Source organism: Maribacter sp. LLG6340-A2 (assembly GCF_045057105.1).
GTDB lineage: Bacteria > Bacteroidota > Bacteroidia > Flavobacteriales > Flavobacteriaceae > Maribacter.
The window spans coordinates 1,845,907-1,870,483 of sequence record NZ_CP159332.1 but is presented as its reverse complement, the minus strand read 5'-3'; the positions used below and the strand labels follow the sequence as shown (position 1 = coordinate 1,870,483).

The window sequence follows — 24,577 nt, the reverse complement described above, 5'->3', positions numbered from 1 at the left end:
TTTTAATTTTAATTAATCCAACATATTCCATTGAATAATCGAATCTTCTTTTATTGCTATTTTTGAAGTTTTACCAATTATGTTATCAATCTCTCTTGGAGAGATACCACTAGCTGGTCTTTTCCATGTTAAATGTTCTTTTTTTATAGTTTCTCCTTCGTTAATATCTTTCAAGGCAACTAAGCTTCTTCGAGCATTCTGTCTAGAAATCTCTTCACTTACTAATGGCTTTTTATCATGACTACCTATATAGCCATAGACCTTGTCCATTTTTTTAAAAAAAACAATTAAATCATTTTTATCCATTGCATGATAGTGGTCATTACCAGGTAATGTTTTATCATGAGTGAAATGTTTCTCTAAAATAACGGCTCCCAATAAATTGGCCACTTTTAAAACTTCCATTTCATCAGGTAAGGTATGGTCAGAATAGCCTGGGACAGTTTTAGGGAAACGATTTATTAAGTCATTAATCATTCCCAAGTTCGCATTCTTATTCAAAGTAGGATAGTTGAGAATACAATGCATCAAACAAACTGGCAAATTATACTTTCCTATGGTTTCCAATGCTTGTTGAACTTCCCAAACATAGCTTGCACCAGTAGAAAGAATAATTGGTTTGCCAAAAGAAGCTAAATGTTCTATAAATGGAAGGTTGGTAATATCAGAAGATGATATTTTAAATACATCCATCATATCATTGAGAAAATTTGCAGAAGCAACATCAAATGGAGTAGACATAAATTCAATGTCAACATCATCACAATAAATTTTTAATTTTTCATATTCTGATTTCCAAAACTTATCATACTTTTTAAAAAGCTCAAATTGGCTTTCTGTAGATTCCTTGCTTGTATCCCAATAAGAAGGACTTTCTTTTGAAGCAATAGTACTTGCCTTATAGGTTTGAAATTTTATTGCATGAGCACCGCCTTCTTTAGCCTCTTCTATTAGCCTTTTGGCCAAATCCATTGACCCTTCATGATTAACGCCGGCCTCTGCAATTACATACGGTCTATGTATATTACTTGTATGGTCAAAATTGACAATTAAATCTTTGATTTTCATTTAGACAAAATTATTTATAGTTTTTTTAATTAAATCAATAACTCGTTTTTTACCATTCTTTAAATCTGTCTCCAACAATCTTTCATGCATAAACATTCTGATATTGAAATCTAAAGCGCGTTCAAATACCGCTTGTATTTTTTCGTCTGAAATTTGATAGCCAAGACCAAGATTAAAAAAACCATTTTTTTCAGATGCAAAGAAATGACTCGTTTCTCTTTCATTTTGACATAAAACAATTGCTGGAACACCAATTGCAGCAACTTCAAAGGTAGTTCTTCCTGCTGAAGTGAATATTAAATCTGCTTGGTAGATTTCCTCAGACATATTAAGAACATTCTTTAAAATGGGAATATGGGGATACTTTTTTATTAAATCATTATAATGTTGATACCCCAAACCAGTAATTACCTTTATAACAATTCCCTTTTCCTTACAATAGCTAGAAATCAAACTTAATATTCTATCTGTATAATTGTTAGGGTCTACACCACCAAAGGAAATCAAAATATTCTCTAATTTGCTGTTAATCAATTTTTCCTTAGTGTACAAAAATTCATCTCTAAGAATAAAATATTTTGAGCCATAATAATGGCCAAGATTTACTTTTCCTTCTGGATACATTGCGTTTATAACTAAATCTGCTAATTGAGAACCCTTACCTAGGTCTTCAAAATTAATTACTATGTCAACATATTTTTTCAAGCTATCAATGTACTCTGAAGTTGTATCTAAAATATCATTTATGACAATATCTGGATTTATGTCTTTTATGTCTTCAAGAATATTTTCTTTTTTTTGTGCAAATACCTCGTAATTATTCTCTTTTATTTTATCAAATGCAAGAGTGCTTTTATTATCCGTCAGAAAACAAATTTGATGATCTAAAATCTCGTTGGCAATACTCAAACTATTGTAGACATGTCCCATTCCTACTGAAGAATTACCACAAATAACAAAAAGTATTTTCTTTTTGTTTAAATAATACTCGCAAATATTCCAGTCTTCAAAATCATCAATATCTACGGCTTCTTTTTTAGTTAATGGGTATATCTGAGTATTAGGACCAAATCTAGAATCTAAAGTCATAAAAACTGACCTAGTGATTACAAAACCCCCTGTTTCTTTATAGATTTGAGGTAATTCTTGCCTATTTAATCGTTTTCTATAATTGGGGGTAAATTCTTTTTCTCCTTTTATCCAAGTTAAATGCGTATCGTATATTCCTGATATAACCGTATCAATATTTTTATCTCTCAAAATTTTGAGCGCATTGTTAATGCTATTTGCGTCTAATAATGGTGATGTTGGCTGCATTGTAATTACGTAATCATAATTTTTACCTTCTATCTCAGATGCTTTTAAATAACAATTATATATTACAGGGTCTAAAGTAGTTTTGTCATCGGCTATGTCTAGTCCTCTTTGTATAGTTTTTGCTCCAAATTTTTTAGCAAGTGTAAGTATCTCTTGATCTTCACTTGAAACATACACATCAACTACACCATTATTTATTTTCTTAGCGTTTCTAACGCTGTAATAAAGCAAAGGTTTACCCGCTAAAGACCTTATGTTTTTTCTAGGGATTCCTTTTGATCCTCCTCTTGCTGGTATAACAACTAAAATATTCACGTTTTCTGACTTTAATATTCTTATAATAAACAAATAACCATTACTTAAAATAAACTGTTAACCTTAACTATTATTGGTAGAATTTTATATTGATTTTCTCAATTTATAATTATTCCTATCTGTAATTAAAATATAAGATGCTGTTTTTTAACTAAAATATTCTTTTTAGTAAACCTCTATAAACATTTTTCTAATGACTCACACCTATAATATTAAAAATACTTTCTACTTTCCGATTACATTATTTATCAAAATAGCTCCAAATTTCTTTCTACCATCCCAAAGATTACATAATCAGGTTTAATCGTTTTTATTAAAGCAATATCCATGTTAATATTGCGAATAAATATAGTTTTTTTAAAATGATACGGTATGAACTGCAATATCCCATTAGAAAAAGAATCTCCAAAAACAACAGCAACTTTCTCATTACCAGAATTAGGGTTGTCAAAAATTAAACTTCGCTTTCCAAAACTTCCATTTTTTCTATGAATTTTATTAGGCTTTTTAGTTTTATAGCTGTAATAATCATCTTTAAAATAGCCATTTTTGTTATCTATTCCTAGTAAATTAATTAAGTCACCTTTTAAATATTCTGAATCTATAGTAATAGAAAAATCATCTAATAAAAGTGGTTTCAAAATATCTCTATCTTCATTGGCAACTAGATTAAATATATTTTTATAGGCGTAATAAGCACCATTTGAATTCCAGTGCGAATCATTTTTAAAATATAATTGGGTATTCTTTACCTTTGTTTTTAAAATGTTGCGGTTATCTACATTAGAAATTTTATTGGACTTAACGAACCTATAAAATTGATCTATCCTTTCTTCTGCATTATTCTTTAAAGCTTTAAATCTATTAGGTATTTTATGACCATAGACCGTATGCTTATTTGGATAAATTGTTGTTATAAAACGTGTTCCGCTTTCTTTAGAATAAGCATTAATAATCATCAATTTTTTACCCAATTTACCTAAGTCTTGAGTTGCGAAAGGATTTGAGTTTAAATATGAATTTTGTATTGTTTTTTCCCAAAAAAACAACCAATCATCATTACCAACCATAACCTTCTCAATCTTAGGAGATGTATTAAAAAGCTTTGCCTTAACAATACCTCCTAAAGAGATTATTTTATTCCTAAAACCAAAATGATCATTAAAGTAATTTTCAAATTTACTTGGGTATTGATTAATCCCATTTGTAGTTAATTCTGGTTTAGAAGCTAACTCTCTTTTTTCTGTAATCTTAGTATTGTCTAGAGAAAAAACATTGTCTAAAAAAGAAAGGGAAAGCAAGCCTAAAAACACAACTACAAAAATCTGGTTCTGTTCCAAATTAAAGGTTCTAGAAAAACTTAATTGTCTTAAAGCAACTATCAGCGAAATTGCTAATATCAAAGAGGTAATTGCAATTAAGAAAAATTTACTCTTGTTTGTTCCCTGTTTTAACTCGTGTATTATTGCTCCTAAACTAATAGATAGCATAAATGGATCAGATCTTTTACCTATTACTTTTCTAGAAAAAACGTTTTTAGATATCTCTGTCGTATATTGATTTGGCTTTAAAACAGTCGTTAATGAGTCTTTTGCTAAGTCAATAGAATTGCCGTTATATTTAAGAAGAAAGTGCTTTATTTCTATTGGAGATAGCTTTAGTTTGTTTCCAAAATCAAATCTAACTTGTTCTAACTTTAAAGTATCTGGAATAGTATACGTAATACGTTGAAAATTATCTGACCCTTTTACTCTAATATTTTGAGAGAACTTCTCTTTTAACTCTGATAATGAGTCTCTGTAAAATAACTGAAAAATATCATCTTCTGAAGCCTTAAATTCAACATCAATAAAAAGTTGTTCGGGCTCATATTCATTAAAAAAGTAATGTTGATTAATTTTAAAAATTGAAAAGAGCACCCCTAAAAACAATAAAGGGTAAATTATAATATTGATTATGTGCTTATTTATTATCATTAGAATCTAAAATATATAAACGGATTGTAATTATTTGCCCCTAATTCTAAAAGACAAAATATAAATATTAGTATGTATCCAGAATATTTAAATGCAAGTAATACTTTAGTTTTCTGATACTTGCCAAAGAAAATTGATTTTAAGAAATTCTTAATATTCGTAGATAAAATAAAGGCTAGAATTAATACAACAATAAAATAAGGACTAAAATATTGTAGTACCTCTATATTATCAATTGCTGTAAAACTAAACATATTATCAAGATAATGTAACGCATCTTTTAAAGTATTTGCTCTAAACAAAACCCAACCAATCATGATTACTAATAAGGTATAAATATGAGAAACTATTTTAGGGGCCTTTTCTAAAATTTTACCTAAAAACAACCTTTCTAGAATTAAGAACAAACCATGATATAATCCCCAAACTATAAAGTTTAAGCTTGCCCCATGCCAAAAACCAGTAACAAAAAATACAATAGATAAGTTAATATATGTTCTTAAACCCCCTTTCCTATTGCCACCTAATGGAATGTATAAATAATCTCTAAACCAACTTGATAAAGATATATGCCATCTTCTCCAAAATTCTTGAATAGACTTACTTATATAAGGTAATCTAAAATTCTCCAAAAAATCATAACCAAACATTTTCCCTAAACCAATAGCCATATCTGAATAGCCAGAAAAATCAAAATAAATTTGAAATGAATAACAAATGATTCCTAACCAATATGTGGTCATACCAAATGACGATTCACTATTAAAAACAAAATCAGCAATAAAAGCCATTTGGTTAGCTATAATTACTTTTTTAAAAAGACCAATAATAAGACGTTCTATTCCTTCTGAGAATTTGCTCCAATGAAAATGTTTTGTTTTTTTTATCTGCTTTTCAACATCGATATACCTTACAATAGGACCAGCAATTAATTGTGGAAACATGGAAATGTATAAGGCTAGAGAAACTAAGTTCTTTTGTGGATTTACCTTTTCGTAGTATACATCTATTAAATAGGATAAACCTTGAAATGTAAAAAATGAAATTCCTATTGGCAATAGAATTTCATCTATACTTGAATGTCCTATAAAACTCGTCTCATCTAATATGTCTACAAAAAAGTTTAAATATTTATAATAAACCAACATTAAAACATTGGCAGCGACAAAAACCCACAATGTATATTTTGATAATTTTTTTCTCTGTTTTTCAGAAAAATATGCAACTGTAATACCGCCAATAAAATTTATTGCTATTGAAAATATCATTAGCAAAACCAATTTTTTTTCTCCCCATGCATAAAAAAAAAGGCTGGCAAGCGTAAGAAAACCATTCCTAAATTTAGAATTTAACGCGTAGTAAATGAATACCGTTAATGGTAAGAAAATAAATAGAAACGTTAATGAACTAAATACCATATTAACTATCCTTCTAGATTAGCAATACAGTTCTTTAAACTACTTCGCCAATAAGGAATTTCTATTTTCATCAGTTGTTTAATTTTTGTTTTATCTAGAACACTGAAAGCAGGTCTAGTAGCAGGAGTTGGGTATTGCTCTGTTTTTATGGGGAGAACTTTGACATTTACTTCACTTTCTTCAAAGATAGCCTTAGCAAAATCATACCAGCTTGCTACACCCTCATTACTGTAGTGATAAACGCCATACGCTTTATTATCTTCAGTAATAATAAGCAAAATTAAGGCCGCTAAATCTCCTGCATAGGTTGGTGTTCCAATTTGGTCACAAACAATGCTTAACTCATCTCTATTTGCAGCTAATGTCAGCATTGTTTTTACAAAGTTGTGCCCGTACTCCGAATACAACCAAGATGTTCTTATAATGTAATGTTCTTTAAGAATATTTGCTATTGCAAGTTCGCCTTTTAATTTAGTTTCTCCGTAAACACTTAATGGCTCTACATCATCCTTTTCATTATATAGGTTTGATTTTTTGCCATCAAAAACAAAGTCCGTAGAAATTTGTATCAATTTCGCATTATTAGTATTACAGGCTAGTGCTAAATTTTTGGCTCCTATATTATTAACCAACATAGCCATTTCTTTTTCATTTTCTGCTTTGTCTACTGCAGTATAAGCGGCACAATTAACGCAATGTGTTATGTTATGGCTTTTGAAATAGTTATTAACTTGGTTGGTATTCGTAATATCTAGATCTTCGACATCTACAAATATAAAATGTACATTATCTAATGTATTGGATATTGCTTTTATACTTGTTGCCAACTGACCTTTTCCTCCCGTTACTAAAACATTTTTCATAAGCTGGCATCTTTTAAATCTGGTAAAATCAAGTCTTTTTCAGACACCTTTACTTTTGAATTTTCAATTTTCCAATCAATTTGAAGGTTCTTATCATTATAAATAATACCACCTTCAGATTCCTTGTTATAAAAATTATCACATTTATAAAAGAATTCTGCTGTTTTCGACAAAACGGAAAAACCATGACCAAAGCCTCTTGGTATAAAAAGTTGTTTTTTATTTTCTGCACTTAATTCTACGGCAATATGTTGACCAAATGTTGCCGAATTCTTTCTAAGATCTACTGCGACATCAAGAACGCTACCACTTAGAACCCTTACTAATTTAGCTTGAGCATTATTACCCACTTGATAATGTATGCCCCTAACGATACCATAAGTTGAAAAGGATTGGTTGTCTTGAACAAATTTTACACTTTCACCAACACCCTCAGAAAAAGTTTTTTCGTTAAAAGATTCAAAAAAATATCCTCTTTCGTCTGAAAACACTTTCGGTTGCAAAATGTAGCAACCTTTTAGCTTCGTTTCGGTAAATGTCATTGATTTTTGTTTAAAATTCCCAAAAGGTTTTTTCCATAACCACTTTTCATTAAAGGTTCTGCAAGAGCTTTAAATTGCTTTTTGTCAATATAACCCATCTCATATGCAGCACCTTCTATTGCGCCAATCTTTAAACCTTGGCGTTCCTCTATTACCTCAACAAATTGTGAGGCTTGCATTAAAGATTGAAAAGTACCGGTATCTAACCAAGCCGTTCCTCTATCAAGAATACTTACGCTCAAATTACCTCTTTTTAGATATTCTTTATTTACATCGGTAATTTCTAGTTCTCCCCTTGGGCTAGGAGGTATACTTGACGCAATTTCCACTACATCGTTATCATAAAAATAAATTCCGGGAACCGCATAATTTGATTTTGGTTCCAAAGGTTTTTCTTCAATACTTATGGCAACACCATTATCATCAAATTCAACAACTCCGTAACGTTCGGGATCATGAACCCTATAAGCATAAATAATACCACCTTCCGGGTCATTGTTGGATTGGAGTAATTTAGCAAGACCGGAACCATAAAAAATATTGTCTCCCAGTATTAGTGCTACCTTGTCTTTTCCAATAAAATCGGCCCCAATAATAAAGGCTTCTGCAAGACCGTTTGGAGCCTCTTGAACCGCATATGAAAATGAACATCCATATTTTTTTCCGTCTCCCAATAATTCTTCAAACAATGGCAAATCTTTTGGTGTAGAAATAATTAATATTTCCCTTATGCCGGCATACATCAATGTTGAAAGCGGATAATAAATCATTGGTTTGTCATAAATAGGCATTAACTGCTTACTTACGGAAAGTGTTAGAGGATGTAGTCTTGTTCCTGACCCCCCTGCTAGGATAATTCCTTTCATATTTGGATTTTATAAAAGTTACGAATACATTTTAGTATAATATTCCTTGTAGTCGCCAGAAGTAACATTTTTTAACCAATCGGAATTATTTAAATACCAATCTACAGTTATTTCCAACCCTTCTTCAAATGTAACCGATGGTTTCCAACCTAGCTCTTTATTTATTTTACTGGCATCAATGGCGTATCTTAAATCATGTCCAGGTCTATCTTTTACATAGGTAATTAACTGTTCTGATTCTCTATGAGACCTGTTTAACTTCTTGTCCATTACACTACATAATAATTTGACTAAATCTATATTTTGCCATTCATTGAAACCTCCAATATTATAGGTTTCACCATTATTTCCTTTATGAAATACCAGATCAATCGCTTTCGCATGGTCTTCTACAAACAACCAGTCCCTTGTGTATTTTCCATCCCCATATACCGGAAGGTTTTTTTTCTCGATAATATTATTTATAAATAAAGGAATTAATTTTTCAGGAAAATGATATGGGCCATAATTATTGGAGCAATTCGTTACTACGTAAGGTAGACCATATGTTTCACCATAAGAACGTACAAAATGATCTGAACTTGCCTTGGATGCGGAATAGGGGGAATTTGGGTCATAACTGGTTTCTTCAGTAAACAACCCTTCGCTACCAAGAGAACCATAAACCTCATCTGTGCTTACATGATAAAAACGTTTGCCTTCAAAATTGTTTTTCCAACTATTTTTTGCGGCATTTAATAGGTTTACTGTTCCTATTATATTAGTTCTTACAAAAGCTAATGGGTCTTCAATGGATCGATCCACATGAGATTCTGCCGCCAAATGTATGACACCATCAAAATTTGTGCTTGCAAATAATTCATTGATGTATTGACTATCAACAATATCTCCTTTTAAAAATTTATAATTAGGATATGTATCTATATCGGTCAAATTCTCAAGATTTCCAGCATATGTTAGAGCATCCAAATTATATATAGTATAATTAGGGTAATTTTTTACAAGTCTTCTTACTACATGGGAACCTATAAAACCAGCTCCCCCTGTAACTAGTATGTTCATATTTAAAATTTTAACTCTTTAGATTTTATGTCCAAATATTTTAGAGTTGAGATTACAAAGAATAATCCAAGTAAGATTAACGGAATCAAAACAATTTTTTTACCTAGAAACGATTTACGGACTTGCTGGGGCTTTCCAAAATTTATAACCCTAACAACTTCTGCACTTTGAATTAACTCTATTTTTTTGGTTTCAATATCTTTTATCAATTCATTCTTTAAATTGAAAAGACCTGTTATATTGAGTGTTTCCTGATTATCTACCACTATTCTATCATTACCACTATCCCCTTGTTTTTCCAACATTTTTTTGGAGTAATTACTTATGATTTCATCAACTTGGTCCAATAATACTTTATTTTTTTCAATACGCTCAGCGGCATTATCTAAGTATGTTTGTCTTAAATCATCAAAATATGTACTTGAATTTATGTAAGCAATTACCTTATTGGCAAATTCTTGGCCAATCTTAGGGTTCTTATAATAAATGGTAATCCTATGGTTAAAGGAACTCTTGTTTTGAAGTTCTGCTCTTACTATATCGGCAATAGCATCTGTATTTTCAAAACTTTGTAATAATTCTAAATATTGAAGGTCAGCTTCTGAGGTAACTTCCTCTGCTACACGGCCTATTGCTACTTCCAATCCTTGAAAATCTATTTCTTCAATTCCTATAGATTTAAAAAATAAAGTGTCTTTCGCTTCTACATTTGCCTGTATTTCATTAACGACATCATAGAGATAATTTTTACTATCAATTTGGGGTTTTACGATTACTTCTATTTTTAATCGTTTAGATATTACTTTGGATAAAGCAAACCCAATTACCAATCCCAAGACTATTAAACCAATCAACAGGAAAACATTCTTTTTTAGATATAGAAATACTCTTAAAATAAACCTGAAAATGGAGTTAAATCCCTTTTTCACTAACTGAAACAATTGTCCCAAGTCAATTTCGTCAGAACTATTATTGCTTTGTGGTTTTGTATTCTCGTCCATTTTATGAATTAAATATTTGCTTTAAAATTTTATCCGTAATTAAATAGGTGGGCTTTACCCCGGTTGTTCCTAAACCTCCAGATGCTAAGGTACTACCTGTTTCTAAAGGGTTGTCCGAAGCATAATATGCATACCTTACTTTTACATCTTGCCTAATACTTTTTCGTATTCTAGATGCGGATTGTATTGCTTTTTGATAATGAACGCCTTCCATTTCCAAACCTATTACATTCCATGTGGATTTATGGAAAAACTTAAGTATATCCTTATTTTGCAATGAAGTACCTAATACGGTAACCATGGTCCCTTCAAACACTTTTAATCCATGCCCTTCAAAATCCTTAGCGCAAAGTTCATTGCTAAAGGGGTAGTTATCTGCAGTGCCCTCAAAAATATGAGCAGAAGGAATCATTAAATCTCCTTTACCACCTTCTAAAATACCTGCCTTGCCCATTATTGAAACCGAATCAACATTTATTAAGGATTCGTCGTTCTTATTTATATGATAGGGTTTTAGAAGCTCATCTATTGTTTCATATGCTTGTTCCCCAAATGCGTAATCCATTACAAATATAACAGGTTTTTTATGATCCTCTACCACGGATAATTCATACGAACTTGCCCCTTTTTTAATTTTAGCGGTGTCAAAAATTTGAACATCTATGTTCGTACCCGAAGTGTCGTCTATGGAAATCATTCCATTTTTTTCTGCCAAAGAGCTTACCTTTTTTCGTAGATGTCCGTTCTCTGCACTACTTAGGGCTTCATAAATCTCTAAATCGGTAGCCTTGGAAAATTCCTTGGCCAATGCGGTTTTGGCAAACATAGAGTTCATTACACTGTGCATGTTTGCAGAAATAATATGTATAGGCCTCTGCAATAAATTGTGCTTTGACAGAACGGCTTTTATATTATTGGCCCAAATTTCTCCATGAATATGATGGCCTAAACGCTCACGTAAAAGTGTGCTGAATGTAATAGCTCTTTTTTCACCGGTAATCTCTTCTTCCAAGGCCAGTTTTCCAAGCCAATAAATGACTTCCAAAAAACGCTCCGGATTGGACTTGGTGCTAAACTTTTTATATACTTCTACAATTTCCTCAAAAGAACGACCTAAGATATTTGCGGTATGTATGAGTGCAATTTCCCGCTCTTCCTGGGTAAGTTCTTTTTTATGAACTGCTGATTCTAGTTTGGTCCAATCTCTTATCGTTTTCTCCGTGTCTGGAATTAATACACGTTTACAGATTTTCTCGGACTCGATAAACAAAAAGGTTAAATGCGTAAGAATATCATAAATATCGGAACGACCCCTGGTAATTTCAATATTCATCTGCTCATTATCTATACGATAACAATTTCTTCTTCTTTTTGGGGGTATTATAGGTTCAATATGTGAAATACCATAACCTTCATCTGATGTTAAACTGATGAATCTACATTGCTCTATACCCTCGGGCAAACGTTCCAAAACATAGATGAGTCCGCTTAACTCTGCCTTATCTTCTCCAAGTGATCCGTATATTTCTGGACGTAGTTGTAACAATGCATTTTTTAGCGCTTCTCCAGAAACACCGTTTGGTTTATAGAACCCACGGTTGAATAAGTGCCGCATGGTAATGTACATGCGCTCGATCGCATTAGTCGATTCTTGTGCTCTTGTGGTTGTAATTGCTTTTCCCATTAATGATTTGAAACAAAACTACAATTAATAATTAGTTAATTATAGACAGAATTTATGAGATTTTATATTTTGACAAACCGTTAGCGACCTTACGGTCGTTAGATAAACGTTGTACTTTATTCTGTCCTCCCAACTTTCCAATAGATTTCATATACTCCATAAAACCACCTTGTTGAATGGAAGTTATTTTTAAAGGTTGTAAAACTTTGCCAACGATTAGATCAAAATAATAGCTATTCTGTTCTTGTAAGGCCTTATCTAAATATTGGATGAATGTACCCATATCATCTGGTTCGCTCTCAAATTCAATAAACCACTCATGAAAAGGCAATTCGTTCTCTGGGGGAGTTATCTGTGGTGCAACGGTAAATTCACTGACACTGGCATTTGTTTTACTGGTTGCAATTTGTATGGCCTCTTCTACTTCTTTGGCAATTACATGCTCCCCAAATGCCGAAATAAAATGTTTAATACGGCCAGAGACAACTATTTTAAAAGGATTTAATGAAATAAACTGAATGGTATCTCCAAGATTATACGCCCATAGTCCGGCATTGGTAGAAATAATCATAACATAATCTACCCCAATTTCCACATCTTTTAAGGTAATTCTATTTGGTTGCTCTGAAAAGAATTCGTCGGACCTTACAAATTCATAAAAAATTCCAGCATCCAATAAAAGGAGCATCCCTTTTTCTTTTTGTGAATTTTGATAGGCAAAAAAACCTTCACTTGCAGGAAAGAGTTCTATACTCGCTACTTTTCTACCAATGAGCGATTCAAACTTTTTTCTGTAAGGTTCATAATTGACCCCACCATAGATAAAAAGCTCAAAGTTTTTAAATAAATCGCCAATATTCTTATCGGTATTTTCTTTTAGCTTTTCAAAATACATTTGAACCCATGAAGGAATACCCGCAATAACGGTCATATCCTTGTTTTTGGTTTCCTCTACTATGGCATTGACTTTGGTTTCCCAATCCTCTATGCAATTGGTTTCCCAAGAAGGCATTCTGTTTTTTTGTAGGTAATTTGGAACATAATGAGCAGAGATACCAGAAAGTCTGCCCAATTTAATTCCGTTTTTCTCTTCCAAAATAGGACTGCCTTGCAAAAAAATCATTTTACCGGTAACGAAATCCGCATTTCCGGTTTCATGAATATAATTTAAAATAGCATTTCTTGAAGCTTTTACCTGTTCTTTGATAGACCCTTCTGTAATGGGGATATATTTAGCCCCGGAGGTTGTACCAGAGGTTTTTGCAAAATACAAGGGTAATCCCGGCCAAAGAATATCTTCTTTCCCTTCCACAACTAAGTTTACGTAGGTTTTTAATTCCTCATAATCCCTAATTGGAACATTTTTTACAAAATCTGCATGATGTTTAATAAAGCTAAAACCATGATCCTTACCAAATTTGGTTCCCTTTCCCTTCTGTATTAATGTTTTGAACACCTTTTCTTGCGCTGCAATAGGATTGTTTACCCAATTCTGGGTTCTCTTATGAATACGGTGAGCAAATATTTTAGCGGCAAAAGTCTTTATGGACATGAAAAATATTAATTAAAATCTATATAATTCAACGGATCTATAGGTGTTCCGTTGTCCCACAATTCAAAATGCAAATGTGGTCCAGTTGTGTATTCTCCTGTGTTACCTACTGATGCGATAACCTCACCACCTCTAACAATATCTCCCTGAAACTTGGACAGGGAACCATTATGTTTATACACACTTAATAAACCACCTTCATGTTCTAAAATAATGACATAACCCGTGTCTGCAGTCCATTCAGAAAAAATTACGGTTCCGTTGGCAATCGCCTTTACAGGGCTATCCTTACTAGCGGTTACATCTACTGCATAATGTTTTTCCTTGGGTTCATAATTCATGGTAACGGCTCCTGTTACTGGTGCGAACAATACTAAGTTTTTCTTATCGATAACACGTTCAAACAGGTTGTACTTGTCCTCCAAGGCCACCTCTGCCCTTAATAATGAATCTTCCTTAATAGGGTTCAAATCTACCGTAGAGGGGTCTAATTTATATTGTTGAAATAAGGAATCCCTATTTACGACCGTATTTTCAATATCACCCTTTAATACTAGTCTAATATTATCCAAATACTTATTGGTATAATTTAATGTTCTCACCAAGGAGTCCGTTTTATAAGTAAGTTCCGTGGCCTGCTTTTTTAAACGAGTAGAAGAATACCCTGGTATATATTCCCTTAACGGTGTAAATGCAATTAATAGGGTTGTTAACCCTATAAGGGCAATCATAAATAAAGACCCGGTAACAAAAACGTTTAACCTGCTTAATTTAAAGGATATCTTTTCTTCAAAAGTATTTTCATTTAAAATTACCAAGCGGTACTTATGAAGCAGCTTACGTTTTATTTCCTTACGTTTTTTAACTTTCTTGGCCATCTTAACAAAGATATACTTAGAAATTAATTTTGAAGCGTTTGGGATGCGAAATATAGTAGCTATTGACTAATATTAAGCTTTTATAATACACAATAATAAGTTAAAATGTGTAATATGTTAGCAACCTAACAGATAATACTGAGTTTTCTTTGATAGATTTTAGTATCTTTGAAATCTATTATAAAATATAAGTCTTATGACAATCTTATCTACTTTTTTAGCCATTGGTGCTCCACAGATTATTCTAGTGGTGGTGGTAGTCCTACTATTATTTGGAGGGAAAAAAATTCCTGAACTTATGAGAGGTTTAGGTAGTGGAATCAAAGAATTTAAAGATGCTTCTAAAGATGAGGAGCAATTGGAAGAAAAGAATAAAGATTAATACAATAGTAATCTTACCTCTTATATTATAAGCCCTATTTTTAGGGCTTTTTTATTTTCGTTATTTATTAAAGCAATACAAGGTTATTGCCATTATTACTGCAATTCAAGCAATTAGGTGTTAAAATTACAATTAACTAATTATAGCCCAAATCTAGGGTTTAAAGCATCTATTCTGCCTAGATACACGACAAAAAACATCTGTTTCACAACAAATAATCGATGAAATACTACTTTACGACTAATTTCGTGAGGCTTATTACAGAACCCGATTTCTGAGCGTTCCTATAATAAGTATACTCACCAACAATGGTATGTTGGTTTAGCAATCATACGAATGAGAATTTTAATATACATATATTTTTTAGGTTTTATTGTTTTTGGCCATGGTCAGAATTTTCAAGAAAATACGTCTACTGAAAATTCTCAGGAAGCTATTGTCTCTACATCATCTACAAGTTCCATAGTAGAAGGCAAGGAATTTGAGCTTGCTGCCAAAGCGTACGACATACCTCAAAAGACCTTTAAAAATATAGATGGTGCAAAAAACGGATATTATGTTGTTGCAGGTATATTCAGAAAAAGCAAAAACCTAGGTGCCCAAGTAAAAAAGTTCAATAAGAAAGGATTTGAGTCCGGTTACTTTCAAAATCCAGAAAACAAATTATACTATCTCTACCTAAATCACTACAGTTCTTGGAAAGCTGCTTTTGCAGATTGTAATACAAAATTTAACAATCGTTACAAAAAGGATATTTGGGTTTTAAAGATGCAGAACGGTATTCCTGTTGCCAAACTAGAACCATTAGAGGATGCTACTAAAAATATGGTTAAGGAAACAAAGCAAAACAAAGCTTTAACAAAAATTAAAAAAGAGGAAAAACCACATACTAAACCTTTAAAGGAAACCAAGGATAAGCTTGTACAGAGGGCAGATGAGTATTTTGGCAAAATGTGGTATGCAGAAGCGGCAAAACTATATGAGAAAGCTTTGTCAAAATATACCTCTGCATATACCGAAGATGTGTTGAAAAAAGCAGGAGATGCCCATTATTTTAATACGGATATGGAAAAGGCGTACAAATGGTACAATATCCTATATGAAAAATATGATAAGGAATTATCTACAGATTATTTATTTAAATATGCCCACTCCTTAAAAGGTACAGGTAATTACAAAAGGTCCAAAAGGCTAATGAAATTATATAACCGAAAATTAGCCGGAGAAAAACAGGAGAAACAGAGCCAGCATAATGAGATGGTATTGGACGGGCTCCTAAGAATGAAGGATAGGTTTGATATTAAAAATTTAAATATCAATTCAATCAATTCAGATTTTTCTCCAATGTATTATGAAGATGATGAAATGGTTTATGCCTCCGCAAAAGATTCATCTATATATAATACCAGACGGTATAAATGGAACAATCAACCCTATCTAGATCTTTATGTAGCAAAAGTGAATAAAGAATCTAAAGATTTAAAAGATGCCATAAAATTTTCAAAAGAAATCAATACAAAATATCATGAAGCATCTGTTACCTTTTCTTCAGATAACGAAACCATGTATTTCACCAGAAACAACTATGGTAAAAAACTTAAAAGGGACAAAAACGGTATTAATCACCTAAAAATATACCGCTCTAAAAAGGTTAACGGCGAATGGACAGAGGCCCAGGAAGTTTCGTTTAACAGTGATGATTATTCAACTGGTCATCCTGCGCTTAGCGCAGATGGTAAACAACTATACTTTGTATCCGATATGCCAGGAAGCATAGGTGAAACCGATATTTTTGTAGTTGATGTTAATGAGGATGGTACGTTCTCTACACCTAGAAACCTTGGCCCTGAAATTAATACGGAGCAAAAAGAAATGTTCCCTTTCATCAATGACAAAAAATTATATTTCTCATCTAACGGACATGTAGGCCTTGGGGGCTTGGATATTTTTGAAGTTGCTTTCAATGATGAGGATGGTTTTCTTGAAGCTAGAAATTTGGGTAAGCCCGTCAATAGCGAAAAAGATGATTTTTCTTTTATAGTAGATGAAGAGTCACAAGAAGGCTATTTTGCTTCTAACAGAGTTGGTGGAAAAGGTGATGATGATATCTATTCCTTTAAAAGATTGGTAATAGAGGAGACACCTACCAAAACAAACGCTATTGCAGGGGTTGTTACGGAATTGGTTTCAGGAAATATCATGCCCAATGCCTTAGTTGAATTATTGGACGAAAACAACATGAAGCTTAAGGAAATGGAAACCGATGAAAACGGGAGCTTTGTATTTGAAGATTTGGATAGCGACACCCGGTACGTCCTTAAAACCACAAAAGATGCATACTATGAAGACTTAAGAGAGTCTGCAACAGCGGAAAATGACACCGTTAATGTGGAAGTCACCATGCGTAAACTTAATGATGCCATTGCCGTTGAAAATGGTATAAAGAAGCTAAAGACAGAAATGATTCATTTCAATTTCGACAAGTCATACATTCGTAAAGATGCTGCACTGGAACTGGATAAACTTGTTGCCGTAATGAAAGATTCACCTTCCATGGTCATAAAGATTGAGTCTCATACAGATTCACGTGGAGATGCGTCCTATAACAAATATCTATCCGATAAGCGTGCAAAATCTACTAGAGATTACATGATATCACAAGGTATTGCACCAGAGCGTATAGAAAGCGCAATAGGCTATGGTGAGGAAAGATTATTGAACGAATGTAATGGCAGAGTTCCTTGTACGGAAGAGCAACATTATCTAAACCGTAGATCAGAATTTATAGTTGTAGAAATGTAACCTTTAACTTTATTGGGCAACCTTAATAATAGCAGAAAAATTGTTCTGTAAACATTTAGTCAATTCGCTATTCATCTAACTTATAGGAACTTAACCGTATTATACACATTTATCCTTATTGTAGTTTGTCGAACATTCCTAACGGTATAAAGGATATAGTTTACACTTTTTACTTTTAATAGTTTAATTCCCCTCTTCACCTATTCTTTTGCATAAAGGGCCAAATGATTTAGAACTTTAGATAAACCGAACATCTAAATAAATCATTATGGAAAAAATTATACTCGTTAAAGAAATATATGCAGAGGCTTTTAGAAATTGGAGAAGTTACCTGCTTGAAAATTATTTTAAAATGTTTTCATGGTTGTGCTTTATCCTTATAGGCATAGCAATATATGCCATCATCTACAGAATATCTACAGGCTTTTCCTTTAGTAACCTTTAAAACAATACAAATTTGTAGTGCCTATGTCAACTACTATGCTAATTAATGACAGAGCGGCCCATGAATTCATGGGCCGCTCTGTTTAAGATACTTTGAACTATGTGCTATTTATTTGTTTTTACATTGTAAGACACAGATTTTAATATGGCCTCAAGCTCAAACATATAATCCCTTTTTTTGGTTGCAGGAGCAAATACAAACCCTTCTATAACCAATTTTCTATTGTTTTCCTTATCGTTAATAATATAGGTCAAAAACGGCCCTGCCATAGGGTATGCGGACATTTCCCAAATTCCTCTAACTTCTGCCGCTTTTTTTCCTGAAACTTCAGCAGGAAAGACATATGGCGAAAAAGCTTTTTCTGTTATCATATGGTTCTTTTTACCAGGAATATCTTCCCCTGGGATATAAAGTCCCCCTATAGAATCCCTCATTTTAATAATATCTTGGGTAAACGTGGAATCACTTTCAAAACTGTTCCATGGCATGGTATAAGCAATAATGTTCATATTACCTTTTTGGATTTCACGTGAGATCCAAACAAAGTTATCTTCTTCCCTTCCAACTCTATATACAGAAGGTATGTTCATGGAAATATCAAATTTATCTTCCAAGGCTTTTTCCCTATTCAAGGATTTCGTAAAACGGTTTTGAGCCTTACTAATTTCAAGAGACCTAAAGTTCTCAATAAACTCTTCTGCGCTACTGTGGATATTATCTATTAACTCTTGCTTATTTCTACCTTTTAAAACTCCTACTTTTTGCGGCTTTGCATACATATTGGATTTCATATGGGCCACGTTCAAGGAATCTACCATTACATATAGAATTGAACTGGTTTTTTGTATAGACCCGGAAAATACCTGAGGCGGAATTTGGGTAACACTGAACAAAGCTTCGTCCCAGGTAAGGCCAGGGACAGCAGCTGTATAATTTTCCCGTATGGCATCGCCCACGTTACTTTTCCATAACTCGTTGTCAATTACTACCATTAAGGTATTCATTGCTCCTACAGATTCTGGTAAATAATCTGCTTTGCCACTTTCTTTACAGGAATTTAAAAATCCTAAAACTGCTAAAAAACAAAGTACTATTCTTTTTTTCATTGGTGTTTTTAATTTACGATGAACAGTCGCACAATTTTAATTTTGTGCCCGGTTTTAAATTATTACCACTAATACCGTTCCATTTTCGCAAATTTTCGATAGTAACTCCCGGATATTTTCTAGAAATGGTCCATAATGAGTCGCCACTTCTTACTTCATGGATTTTAGAATTATTGGCAACCGCAGTTCTAGAAGGGGTTTCCCTAGGTTTAACCGAAGATGTAGGTTTCTTTCTGGGGTAAATGGTCAATCTTTGACCAATACGCAAATTATTGCTTCGTAAACCGTTCCATTGTTTTAACTGACTAACACGAACCCCATAACGTTCTGCAATTTTTCCAAGAAAGTCACCATCGCGTACCCTATAACGTATGCTATTTTCTTCAGCTGCTTTTTCAATCTTGGCTATAAGTCCTTCTTTCTCCTTTAATTCTTTTTGAACATGGGCATAAATAGCTTCTTCATTAGCTACAAATTTTCCCATTTGATGCACCGGTAACCTCAACGCATGAGCGCGACCTTTTACAAAGGGGATTACATCTAGTTTATATTGTGGATTAAGCACCTTTAATTCCTCTTTATTGATACCTGTAAGTTCTGTAATCTGATCAAAGGTGATCATGTGCTTAATATGAATTGTATCCGTTTCAAAATACGCTCTTTCCGCTCTTTTAGTTTTTAGTCCGTGTTCCTCGGCATATTCAAAAATATACATCGTTGCTTGAAAAGCGGGAACGTAACCTGCTGTTTCCCTAGGTAGGTTCCGTCTTATATTCCAATAATTTCTTTGACCACCGCTTCTTCGAATAGCTTTATTTACATTACCAGGACCGGAATTATAGGCTGCAAGTGCCAAATCCCAATCATTATATATTCTATACAATCTATTTAAATAATTACTTGCGGCCGCGGTAGATTTTATTGGGTCACTACGTTCATCTACATAGCTGTTAATGTTCAGCTTCATTTCCTTACCCGTACCGTACATAAATTGCCAAAGGCCAGTTGCCCCTACTCGTGAACGTGCTTTAGGGTTCAAAGCAGACTCAACAATAGACAAATACTTCATTTCTAAAGGAATGTTCTTATTGTCCAGCTCTTGTTCAAATAAAGGAAAGTAAAACTGACTAATGGTAAGCATGCGTTCCATTAAATCTCTTTTTCTGGTAAGAAAAGATTTTATAACGCTTTCTAAAGATGAGTTGTACTCAATATTGAACGGCGTTCTTTCGTTCATTCGTGCCAAACGCAACTTTAAAGTATCCGTAGGTAAATCCAGTACAAACGCCGCAGTTGTATCTGGCTCTGTCAACACCTCTTCATACATTTCGTTAAAAAGTGGTGCGGCATCTACAAGTTCTTTCATCCAAAGACTATCGAACTTGGCGGCCAATTCATTGTCTTGAAGGTTATAGGTAGAAGATTCCGTAGGCTTAAAAAGAGCTAGCTTCTCACTTAACGGATTACCTACAATGTTACTATTATTTAGTGTTGAAACGGTGTCTTCTACGGCGACTATACCGTTCAGATTTTCAATGGTAATATTAGATTGAATTGAATCAACAACTACACGTGTGCTGTCATTTTCTTGAGCTGTGATAAATATTGGACAGAAGAATAGCCCTAGTAAAGAAAAGTATGAATAGGTATGAAGTTTCATTTGAGGCGAAATTAATAACGGAACAAACGAAAATCGTACATTTTTTATAGAGAATAAAATTAATTCTCTTAAAATGCACAAATTTTCGCTATAAACCGTTTATCGATAACACCTTGTCTACGCTAATATAGCAGCAATACCGGGTAAAGTTTTCCCTTCTAAGCTTTCCAACATGGCACCTCCGCCTGTAGATACATAACTAACCTTGTCCTCAAAACCAAATTGCTTTACTGCAGCAACGGAATCTCCGCCCCCTACTAATGAAAAAGCACCGTTCTTGGTTGCTTCATCAATAAAGTTGCCCACTGCAATTGTACCTTTGGCAAATTTTTCCATTTCAAATACGCCAACCGGCCCATTCCACAAAATAGTTTTAGACCCAAGAATAACACTCTTGAAATTCTCAAGTGTACGTGGTCCGGCATCTAAACCTTGCCAACCATCCGGTATTTTATCCACATCTACAACTTGGGTGTTGGCATTCGCATCAAAATCATCTGCCGCCAAAACATCTACGGGAATATGTACTTTTACACCTTTTTGCTCTGCTTGGGCCAAAATTTCCATAGCCAATTCCATTTTATCGTCTTCACAAATAGAATCGCCAACCTTGCCCCCTTGTGCTTTAACGAACGTGTAGGTCATACCCCCGCCAATAATTAAATGATCTACCTTATCCAAGATGTTTTCTATTATAGTGATTTTAGAAGAAACCTTTGCCCCGCCAAGAATTGCCAAAACGGGTTTGTCACCTGTTGCCATAACTTTTTCGATCGCTTCTATTTCCTTGGCCAATAGATATCCAAAACACTTAGCTTCTGGGAAGAATTTTGCAACAATTGTAGTAGATGCATGTGCTCTATGAGCCGTACCAAAAGCATCGTTTACATATATATCGCCCAATTTTGATAATTTTTCGGCAAATTCCTCGTCCCCTTTTTCTTCTTCACTATGGTATCGTAAGTTTTCCAATAAAAGAACCTCGCCATTTTGTAGTTCAGCAACGGCCTTTTCTGCCTTTTCCCCAACACAATCATCTACAAATTTTACGGAGACACCAATAATATCTGATACCGCATCACAAATATGACTTAATGATAGATCGGCATTACGTGAACCTTTTGGTCTACCTAAATGACTCATCAACACAGCGCTACCGCCATCTTCCAAGACCTTTATAATGGTTGGTTTGGCCGCTTCTATTCTATTGGTATCCGTTACTTCAAATTTATCATTTAAGGGAACATTAAAGTCCACTCTTATTAACGCTTTCTTATCTTCAAAATTAAAGTCATTCAATACTTTCATGGGTTTTACCTTTTGTTTAGTGACAAATGTAAAGATTAAAAGGCTTGTGATAAAGTACATATTGGGATAATTTAAGCAGTATTCAAATAATTTTGTTATGCGTTAAAACAACTATATTTGAAACTATGTTATTTAAAGATATATTAGGGCTATCCCATATAAAGAAGCATTTATCCTCCAGTGCAGATGCTGGTCGTATACCTCATGCACAACTATTTGTGGGTCCAGAAGGTTGTGGTCTATTGCCCATGGCGCTAGCCTATGCCCAATATATAATTTGCGGTAATGAGAACGGAGAGAACAATGGTCCAAACGAGGCTTGCAACTTAAAGTTCAATTCTATTTCTCACCCTGATGTTCATTTTGCTTTTCCTGTTGCCAATTCTGATAAAGTAAGTTCAAAAGCGGTTAGCGATCATTATATGAAAGAATGGCGTCAATTCATTGTTGAACAACCTTACGGCAACCTTTTTGATTGGTATAGGTTTATTGAAATAGAAAAAAAACAAGGTCATATTGGTGTTCATGAGGCTCAGGAAATTGTCAAGAAACTATCATTAAAATCCTATGAGGGCGGTTATAAGGTCATGATTATCTGGATGGCAGAAAAATTACATAATGCCGCTTCTAATAAACTATTAAAATTAATAGAGGAACCACCGGATAAAACCATCTTTTTGCTTCTATGCCAAGATGAGGAGCAAATTATACAAACCATACAATCTCGTTGCCAAATTGTTCATTTTCCCCCATTGGCAGAAGAAGCTATTGCAAAAGCGCTTATTGAAAAAGGAGCTGCACAGCCGGAGGCTATGCGTATAGCACATGAAGCTAATGGTAATTTCAATAAAGCGTTGGACTTGTTGAACAATGATTCTGAAGACTTGGTTTTTGAAAACTGGTTTATACAATGGGTAAGAAGCGCATTTAAGGCAAAAGGCAATAAAGCGGCCATTCACGAACTTTTATTGTGGGGAGAGGAAGTTGCCAAAACAGGTAGGGAAACACAAAAGAATTTTCTACATTATTGTATTGTAGTAATGAGGCAGGCACTAATGATAAATTACGGGGTAGAAGAACTTGCATATCTTAAAATTCATAATGATGGATTTCAGTTGAAGAAATTTGCTCCTTTTGTACATGAAAACAACATTCTGGATATTACCAAAGAATTGGAAGATGCTATTTACCATGTAGAGAGAAATGGAAATGCCAAGATTATTTTCACGGATTTATCCATAAAACTCACTCGTCTTTTACATAGAAAAAAAGCAGAACTTAATTAAATAAATATGAAAGCCATACTTGAACATGCTACTGAAATACTTTTATTACTATTTATGACTATCACCTTTTTACAAAGTGGGTTGGACAAAATAATGGATTGGTCCGGTAATATCTCTTGGCTAAAAGAACATTTTGCCAAAACGCCACTTAAGAATATGGTGCCGTTTATGGTAGGTACAGTATTGGTTACAGAAGTCGTGGCAGGTTTACTTTGTTTGGTGGGCATGTATCTATTACTAAGTGAAAATAATGGCAAAATAGCGTTCTATGGAGCAATATTATCCTGCATTACATTGCTAATGTTACTTTTTGGTCAACGTGTGGCAAAAGACTATGAAGGGGCCAAAACCATTGTCGTATATTTTATACCTGCAATATTCTTGGTTTTTCTACTTCAATCATAACGCGTTTATTCAAGTTTTATAAATTATGGAAACCTATACCGTCTTTACTTTCAAAAAAAACAAAAAGGATCCAGAAGAAGTCCTTGATCCTATTAAAAATTGGTTCATTGATACGAAAATCATTAATCCTGAACCAGAAGAAAACTCAAAATTTGAAATATATAATGCTGGCTCAGGTTTTAAAGAAGTAACTGATGATGATCTCTATGGAGAAATTGAGTTTATTAATAAACCGTGTGAGCTACAACATGTTCTAGGTTGGGATTTGGGGCTAGATTTTATCCTTCCCAAAAAAATTATTTGTCCTTCTTGTAAAGAAAATGTCATTGAAGGGGTTGATCCTGTATCTTTTTACGGCACCTCAAATAAAGAGCAGAATAAAGAGGCATTAAAATTTTTAGAATCTATAAAAGAGGGCATAAAATCGTTCAATTCTGGAGTTGAACCCTTAGTTCAATGTCATTTATGCCAAAAAGATCATTCGATATCCGACTATGATTACAATTTAGATTTGATCTTCACAAATTGTGCAATTATTTTTTGGAATTGGTCAGAGCTCAAGGCCTCTTTCCAAGAAACCTTAAAGAGTAAGCTAGGTAGCCAAGCTATTATATTCGATACCCAATCAAATTATAACTAGT

21 protein-coding genes are annotated in these 24,577 nt (G+C 33.3%); 6 read left to right on the top strand and 15 right to left on the bottom strand.

What is annotated here, in order from left to right; translation table 11 throughout:
• Positions 1 to 12: 12 nt before the first annotated feature.
• The 12 genes from ABVM52_RS07925 to ABVM52_RS07870 form a co-directional block, all read right to left on the bottom strand.
• The gene (locus tag ABVM52_RS07925; protein WP_405384877.1) at positions 13 to 1,068 is read right to left on the bottom strand and encodes an N-acetylneuraminate synthase family protein; all 1,056 of its coding nucleotides are present in this window, start codon (positions 1,066 to 1,068) and stop codon (positions 13 to 15) included.
• Entirely contained in the window at positions 1,069 to 2,700 is a 1,632-nt protein-coding gene (locus ABVM52_RS07920; protein WP_405384876.1) for a cytidylyltransferase domain-containing protein, read from the bottom strand.
• A gap of 248 nt (positions 2,701 to 2,948) precedes the next feature.
• Positions 2,949 to 4,631, bottom strand: coding sequence for an alginate O-acetyltransferase AlgX-related protein (locus ABVM52_RS07915; RefSeq protein ID WP_405384875.1), 1,683 nt, complete (start codon positions 4,629 to 4,631; stop codon positions 2,949 to 2,951).
• A 44-nt stretch (positions 4,632 to 4,675) separates the two neighbouring features.
• Positions 4,676 to 5,944 (bottom strand): MBOAT family O-acyltransferase, encoded by a 1,269-nt coding sequence (locus ABVM52_RS07910; RefSeq protein ID WP_405384874.1) that lies wholly within the window; start codon positions 5,942 to 5,944, stop codon positions 4,676 to 4,678.
• A gap of 155 nt (positions 5,945 to 6,099) precedes the next feature.
• Complete coding sequence (gene rfbD, locus ABVM52_RS07905; protein WP_405384873.1) at positions 6,100 to 6,957, bottom strand: dTDP-4-dehydrorhamnose reductase; 858 nt, start codon at positions 6,955 to 6,957, stop codon at positions 6,100 to 6,102.
• Positions 6,954 to 7,499: a dTDP-4-dehydrorhamnose 3,5-epimerase gene (gene rfbC / locus ABVM52_RS07900; protein ID WP_405384872.1), complete on the bottom strand. Its 546-nt coding sequence runs from the start codon at positions 7,497 to 7,499 to the stop codon at positions 6,954 to 6,956. The genes rfbD and rfbC overlap by 4 nt, the downstream gene beginning before the upstream one ends.
• Positions 7,496 to 8,365, bottom strand: coding sequence for a glucose-1-phosphate thymidylyltransferase RfbA (gene rfbA / locus ABVM52_RS07895; protein ID WP_405384870.1), 870 nt, complete (start codon positions 8,363 to 8,365; stop codon positions 7,496 to 7,498). The genes rfbC and rfbA overlap by 4 nt, the downstream gene beginning before the upstream one ends.
• A gap of 18 nt (positions 8,366 to 8,383) precedes the next feature.
• Complete coding sequence (gene rfbB / locus ABVM52_RS07890; protein ID WP_405384869.1) at positions 8,384 to 9,427, bottom strand: dTDP-glucose 4,6-dehydratase; 1,044 nt, start codon at positions 9,425 to 9,427, stop codon at positions 8,384 to 8,386.
• A 2-nt stretch (positions 9,428 to 9,429) separates the two neighbouring features.
• Positions 9,430 to 10,428 (bottom strand): hypothetical protein, encoded by a 999-nt coding sequence (locus ABVM52_RS07885; protein ID WP_405384868.1) that lies wholly within the window; start codon positions 10,426 to 10,428, stop codon positions 9,430 to 9,432.
• Position 10,429: 1 nt separating this feature from the next.
• Positions 10,430 to 12,112: a DUF6909 family protein gene (locus ABVM52_RS07880; RefSeq protein ID WP_405384867.1), complete on the bottom strand. Its 1,683-nt coding sequence runs from the start codon at positions 12,110 to 12,112 to the stop codon at positions 10,430 to 10,432.
• Between the two features lie 52 nt (positions 12,113 to 12,164).
• Positions 12,165 to 13,664, bottom strand: a complete 1,500-nt coding sequence (locus ABVM52_RS07875; RefSeq protein WP_405384866.1) for a GH3 auxin-responsive promoter family protein — start codon at positions 13,662 to 13,664, stop codon at positions 12,165 to 12,167.
• Between the two features lie 8 nt (positions 13,665 to 13,672).
• Positions 13,673 to 14,542: a M23 family metallopeptidase gene (locus ABVM52_RS07870; protein ID WP_405384865.1), complete on the bottom strand. Its 870-nt coding sequence runs from the start codon at positions 14,540 to 14,542 to the stop codon at positions 13,673 to 13,675.
• 196 nt (positions 14,543 to 14,738) lie between these two features.
• Here ABVM52_RS07870 and tatA point away from each other — a divergent pair, with 196 nt between their 5' ends.
• From tatA to ABVM52_RS07855, 3 genes are all read left to right on the top strand, one after another.
• Positions 14,739 to 14,924, top strand: a complete 186-nt coding sequence (gene tatA, locus ABVM52_RS07865; protein WP_405384864.1) for a twin-arginine translocase TatA/TatE family subunit — start codon at positions 14,739 to 14,741, stop codon at positions 14,922 to 14,924.
• 336 nt (positions 14,925 to 15,260) lie between these two features.
• Complete coding sequence (locus tag ABVM52_RS07860; RefSeq protein ID WP_405384863.1) at positions 15,261 to 17,726, top strand: OmpA family protein; 2,466 nt, start codon at positions 15,261 to 15,263, stop codon at positions 17,724 to 17,726.
• Between the two features lie 268 nt (positions 17,727 to 17,994).
• Positions 17,995 to 18,171, top strand: coding sequence for a DUF6747 family protein (locus ABVM52_RS07855; protein WP_405384862.1), 177 nt, complete (start codon positions 17,995 to 17,997; stop codon positions 18,169 to 18,171).
• A gap of 104 nt (positions 18,172 to 18,275) precedes the next feature.
• On the opposite strand, the gene ABVM52_RS07850 is transcribed toward ABVM52_RS07855, so the two are convergent.
• The 3 genes from ABVM52_RS07850 to ABVM52_RS07840 form a co-directional block, all read right to left on the bottom strand.
• Positions 18,276 to 19,277 carry a DUF4837 family protein gene (locus tag ABVM52_RS07850; RefSeq protein WP_405384861.1) on the bottom strand — a complete coding sequence of 334 codons (1,002 nt, stop codon included), beginning with the start codon at positions 19,275 to 19,277 and terminating at the stop codon, positions 18,276 to 18,278.
• 13 nt (positions 19,278 to 19,290) lie between these two features.
• Complete coding sequence (locus ABVM52_RS07845; RefSeq protein ID WP_405384860.1) at positions 19,291 to 20,937, bottom strand: LysM peptidoglycan-binding domain-containing protein; 1,647 nt, start codon at positions 20,935 to 20,937, stop codon at positions 19,291 to 19,293.
• Between the two features lie 117 nt (positions 20,938 to 21,054).
• The gene (locus tag ABVM52_RS07840) at positions 21,055 to 22,245 is read right to left on the bottom strand and encodes a phosphoglycerate kinase (protein ID WP_405384859.1); all 1,191 of its coding nucleotides are present in this window, start codon (positions 22,243 to 22,245) and stop codon (positions 21,055 to 21,057) included.
• 125 nt (positions 22,246 to 22,370) lie between these two features.
• Here ABVM52_RS07840 and ABVM52_RS07835 point away from each other — a divergent pair, with 125 nt between their 5' ends.
• Genes ABVM52_RS07835 through ABVM52_RS07825 form a run of 3 tightly spaced genes read left to right on the top strand, consistent with a single transcriptional unit; the run spans position 22,371 to position 24,576 of the window.
• Positions 22,371 to 23,531 carry an ATP-binding protein gene (locus ABVM52_RS07835; RefSeq protein WP_405384858.1) on the top strand — a complete coding sequence of 387 codons (1,161 nt, stop codon included), beginning with the start codon at positions 22,371 to 22,373 and terminating at the stop codon, positions 23,529 to 23,531.
• Positions 23,532 to 23,537: 6 nt separating this feature from the next.
• The gene (locus ABVM52_RS07830) at positions 23,538 to 23,936 is read left to right on the top strand and encodes a DoxX family protein (protein ID WP_405384857.1); all 399 of its coding nucleotides are present in this window, start codon (positions 23,538 to 23,540) and stop codon (positions 23,934 to 23,936) included.
• Between the two features lie 25 nt (positions 23,937 to 23,961).
• Positions 23,962 to 24,576, top strand: coding sequence for a hypothetical protein (locus ABVM52_RS07825; RefSeq protein WP_405384856.1), 615 nt, complete (start codon positions 23,962 to 23,964; stop codon positions 24,574 to 24,576).
• Position 24,577: the final 1 nt, after the last annotated feature.

Coding starts and splice junctions, on each gene's coding strand:
- ABVM52_RS07885 (WP_405384868.1), bottom strand. CDS start 10,428: ATGGACGAGAATACAAAACCACAAAGCAATAATAGTTCTGACGAAATT.
- ABVM52_RS07830 (WP_405384857.1), top strand. CDS start 23,538: ATGAAAGCCATACTTGAACATGCTACTGAAATACTTTTATTACTATTT.
- ABVM52_RS07875 (WP_405384866.1), bottom strand. CDS start 13,664: ATGTCCATAAAGACTTTTGCCGCTAAAATATTTGCTCACCGTATTCAT.
- ABVM52_RS07825 (WP_405384856.1), top strand. CDS start 23,962: ATGGAAACCTATACCGTCTTTACTTTCAAAAAAAACAAAAAGGATCCA.
- ABVM52_RS07925 (WP_405384877.1), bottom strand. CDS start 1,068: ATGAAAATCAAAGATTTAATTGTCAATTTTGACCATACAAGTAATATA.
- ABVM52_RS07910 (WP_405384874.1), bottom strand. CDS start 5,944: ATGATATTTTCAATAGCAATAAATTTTATTGGCGGTATTACAGTTGCA.
- ABVM52_RS07840 (WP_405384859.1), bottom strand. CDS start 22,245: ATGAAAGTATTGAATGACTTTAATTTTGAAGATAAGAAAGCGTTAATA.
- rfbC (WP_405384872.1), bottom strand. CDS start 7,499: ATGACATTTACCGAAACGAAGCTAAAAGGTTGCTACATTTTGCAACCG.
- ABVM52_RS07835 (WP_405384858.1), top strand. CDS start 22,371: ATGTTATTTAAAGATATATTAGGGCTATCCCATATAAAGAAGCATTTA.
- rfbA (WP_405384870.1), bottom strand. CDS start 8,365: ATGAAAGGAATTATCCTAGCAGGGGGGTCAGGAACAAGACTACATCCT.
- rfbB (WP_405384869.1), bottom strand. CDS start 9,427: ATGAACATACTAGTTACAGGGGGAGCTGGTTTTATAGGTTCCCATGTA.
- ABVM52_RS07855 (WP_405384862.1), top strand. CDS start 17,995: ATGGAAAAAATTATACTCGTTAAAGAAATATATGCAGAGGCTTTTAGA.
- ABVM52_RS07880 (WP_405384867.1), bottom strand. CDS start 12,112: ATGGGAAAAGCAATTACAACCACAAGAGCACAAGAATCGACTAATGCG.
- ABVM52_RS07870 (WP_405384865.1), bottom strand. CDS start 14,542: ATGGCCAAGAAAGTTAAAAAACGTAAGGAAATAAAACGTAAGCTGCTT.
- ABVM52_RS07850 (WP_405384861.1), bottom strand. CDS start 19,277: ATGAAAAAAAGAATAGTACTTTGTTTTTTAGCAGTTTTAGGATTTTTA.
- ABVM52_RS07845 (WP_405384860.1), bottom strand. CDS start 20,937: ATGAAACTTCATACCTATTCATACTTTTCTTTACTAGGGCTATTCTTC.
- ABVM52_RS07860 (WP_405384863.1), top strand. CDS start 15,261: ATGAGAATTTTAATATACATATATTTTTTAGGTTTTATTGTTTTTGGC.
- tatA (WP_405384864.1), top strand. CDS start 14,739: ATGACAATCTTATCTACTTTTTTAGCCATTGGTGCTCCACAGATTATT.
- rfbD (WP_405384873.1), bottom strand. CDS start 6,957: ATGAAAAATGTTTTAGTAACGGGAGGAAAAGGTCAGTTGGCAACAAGT.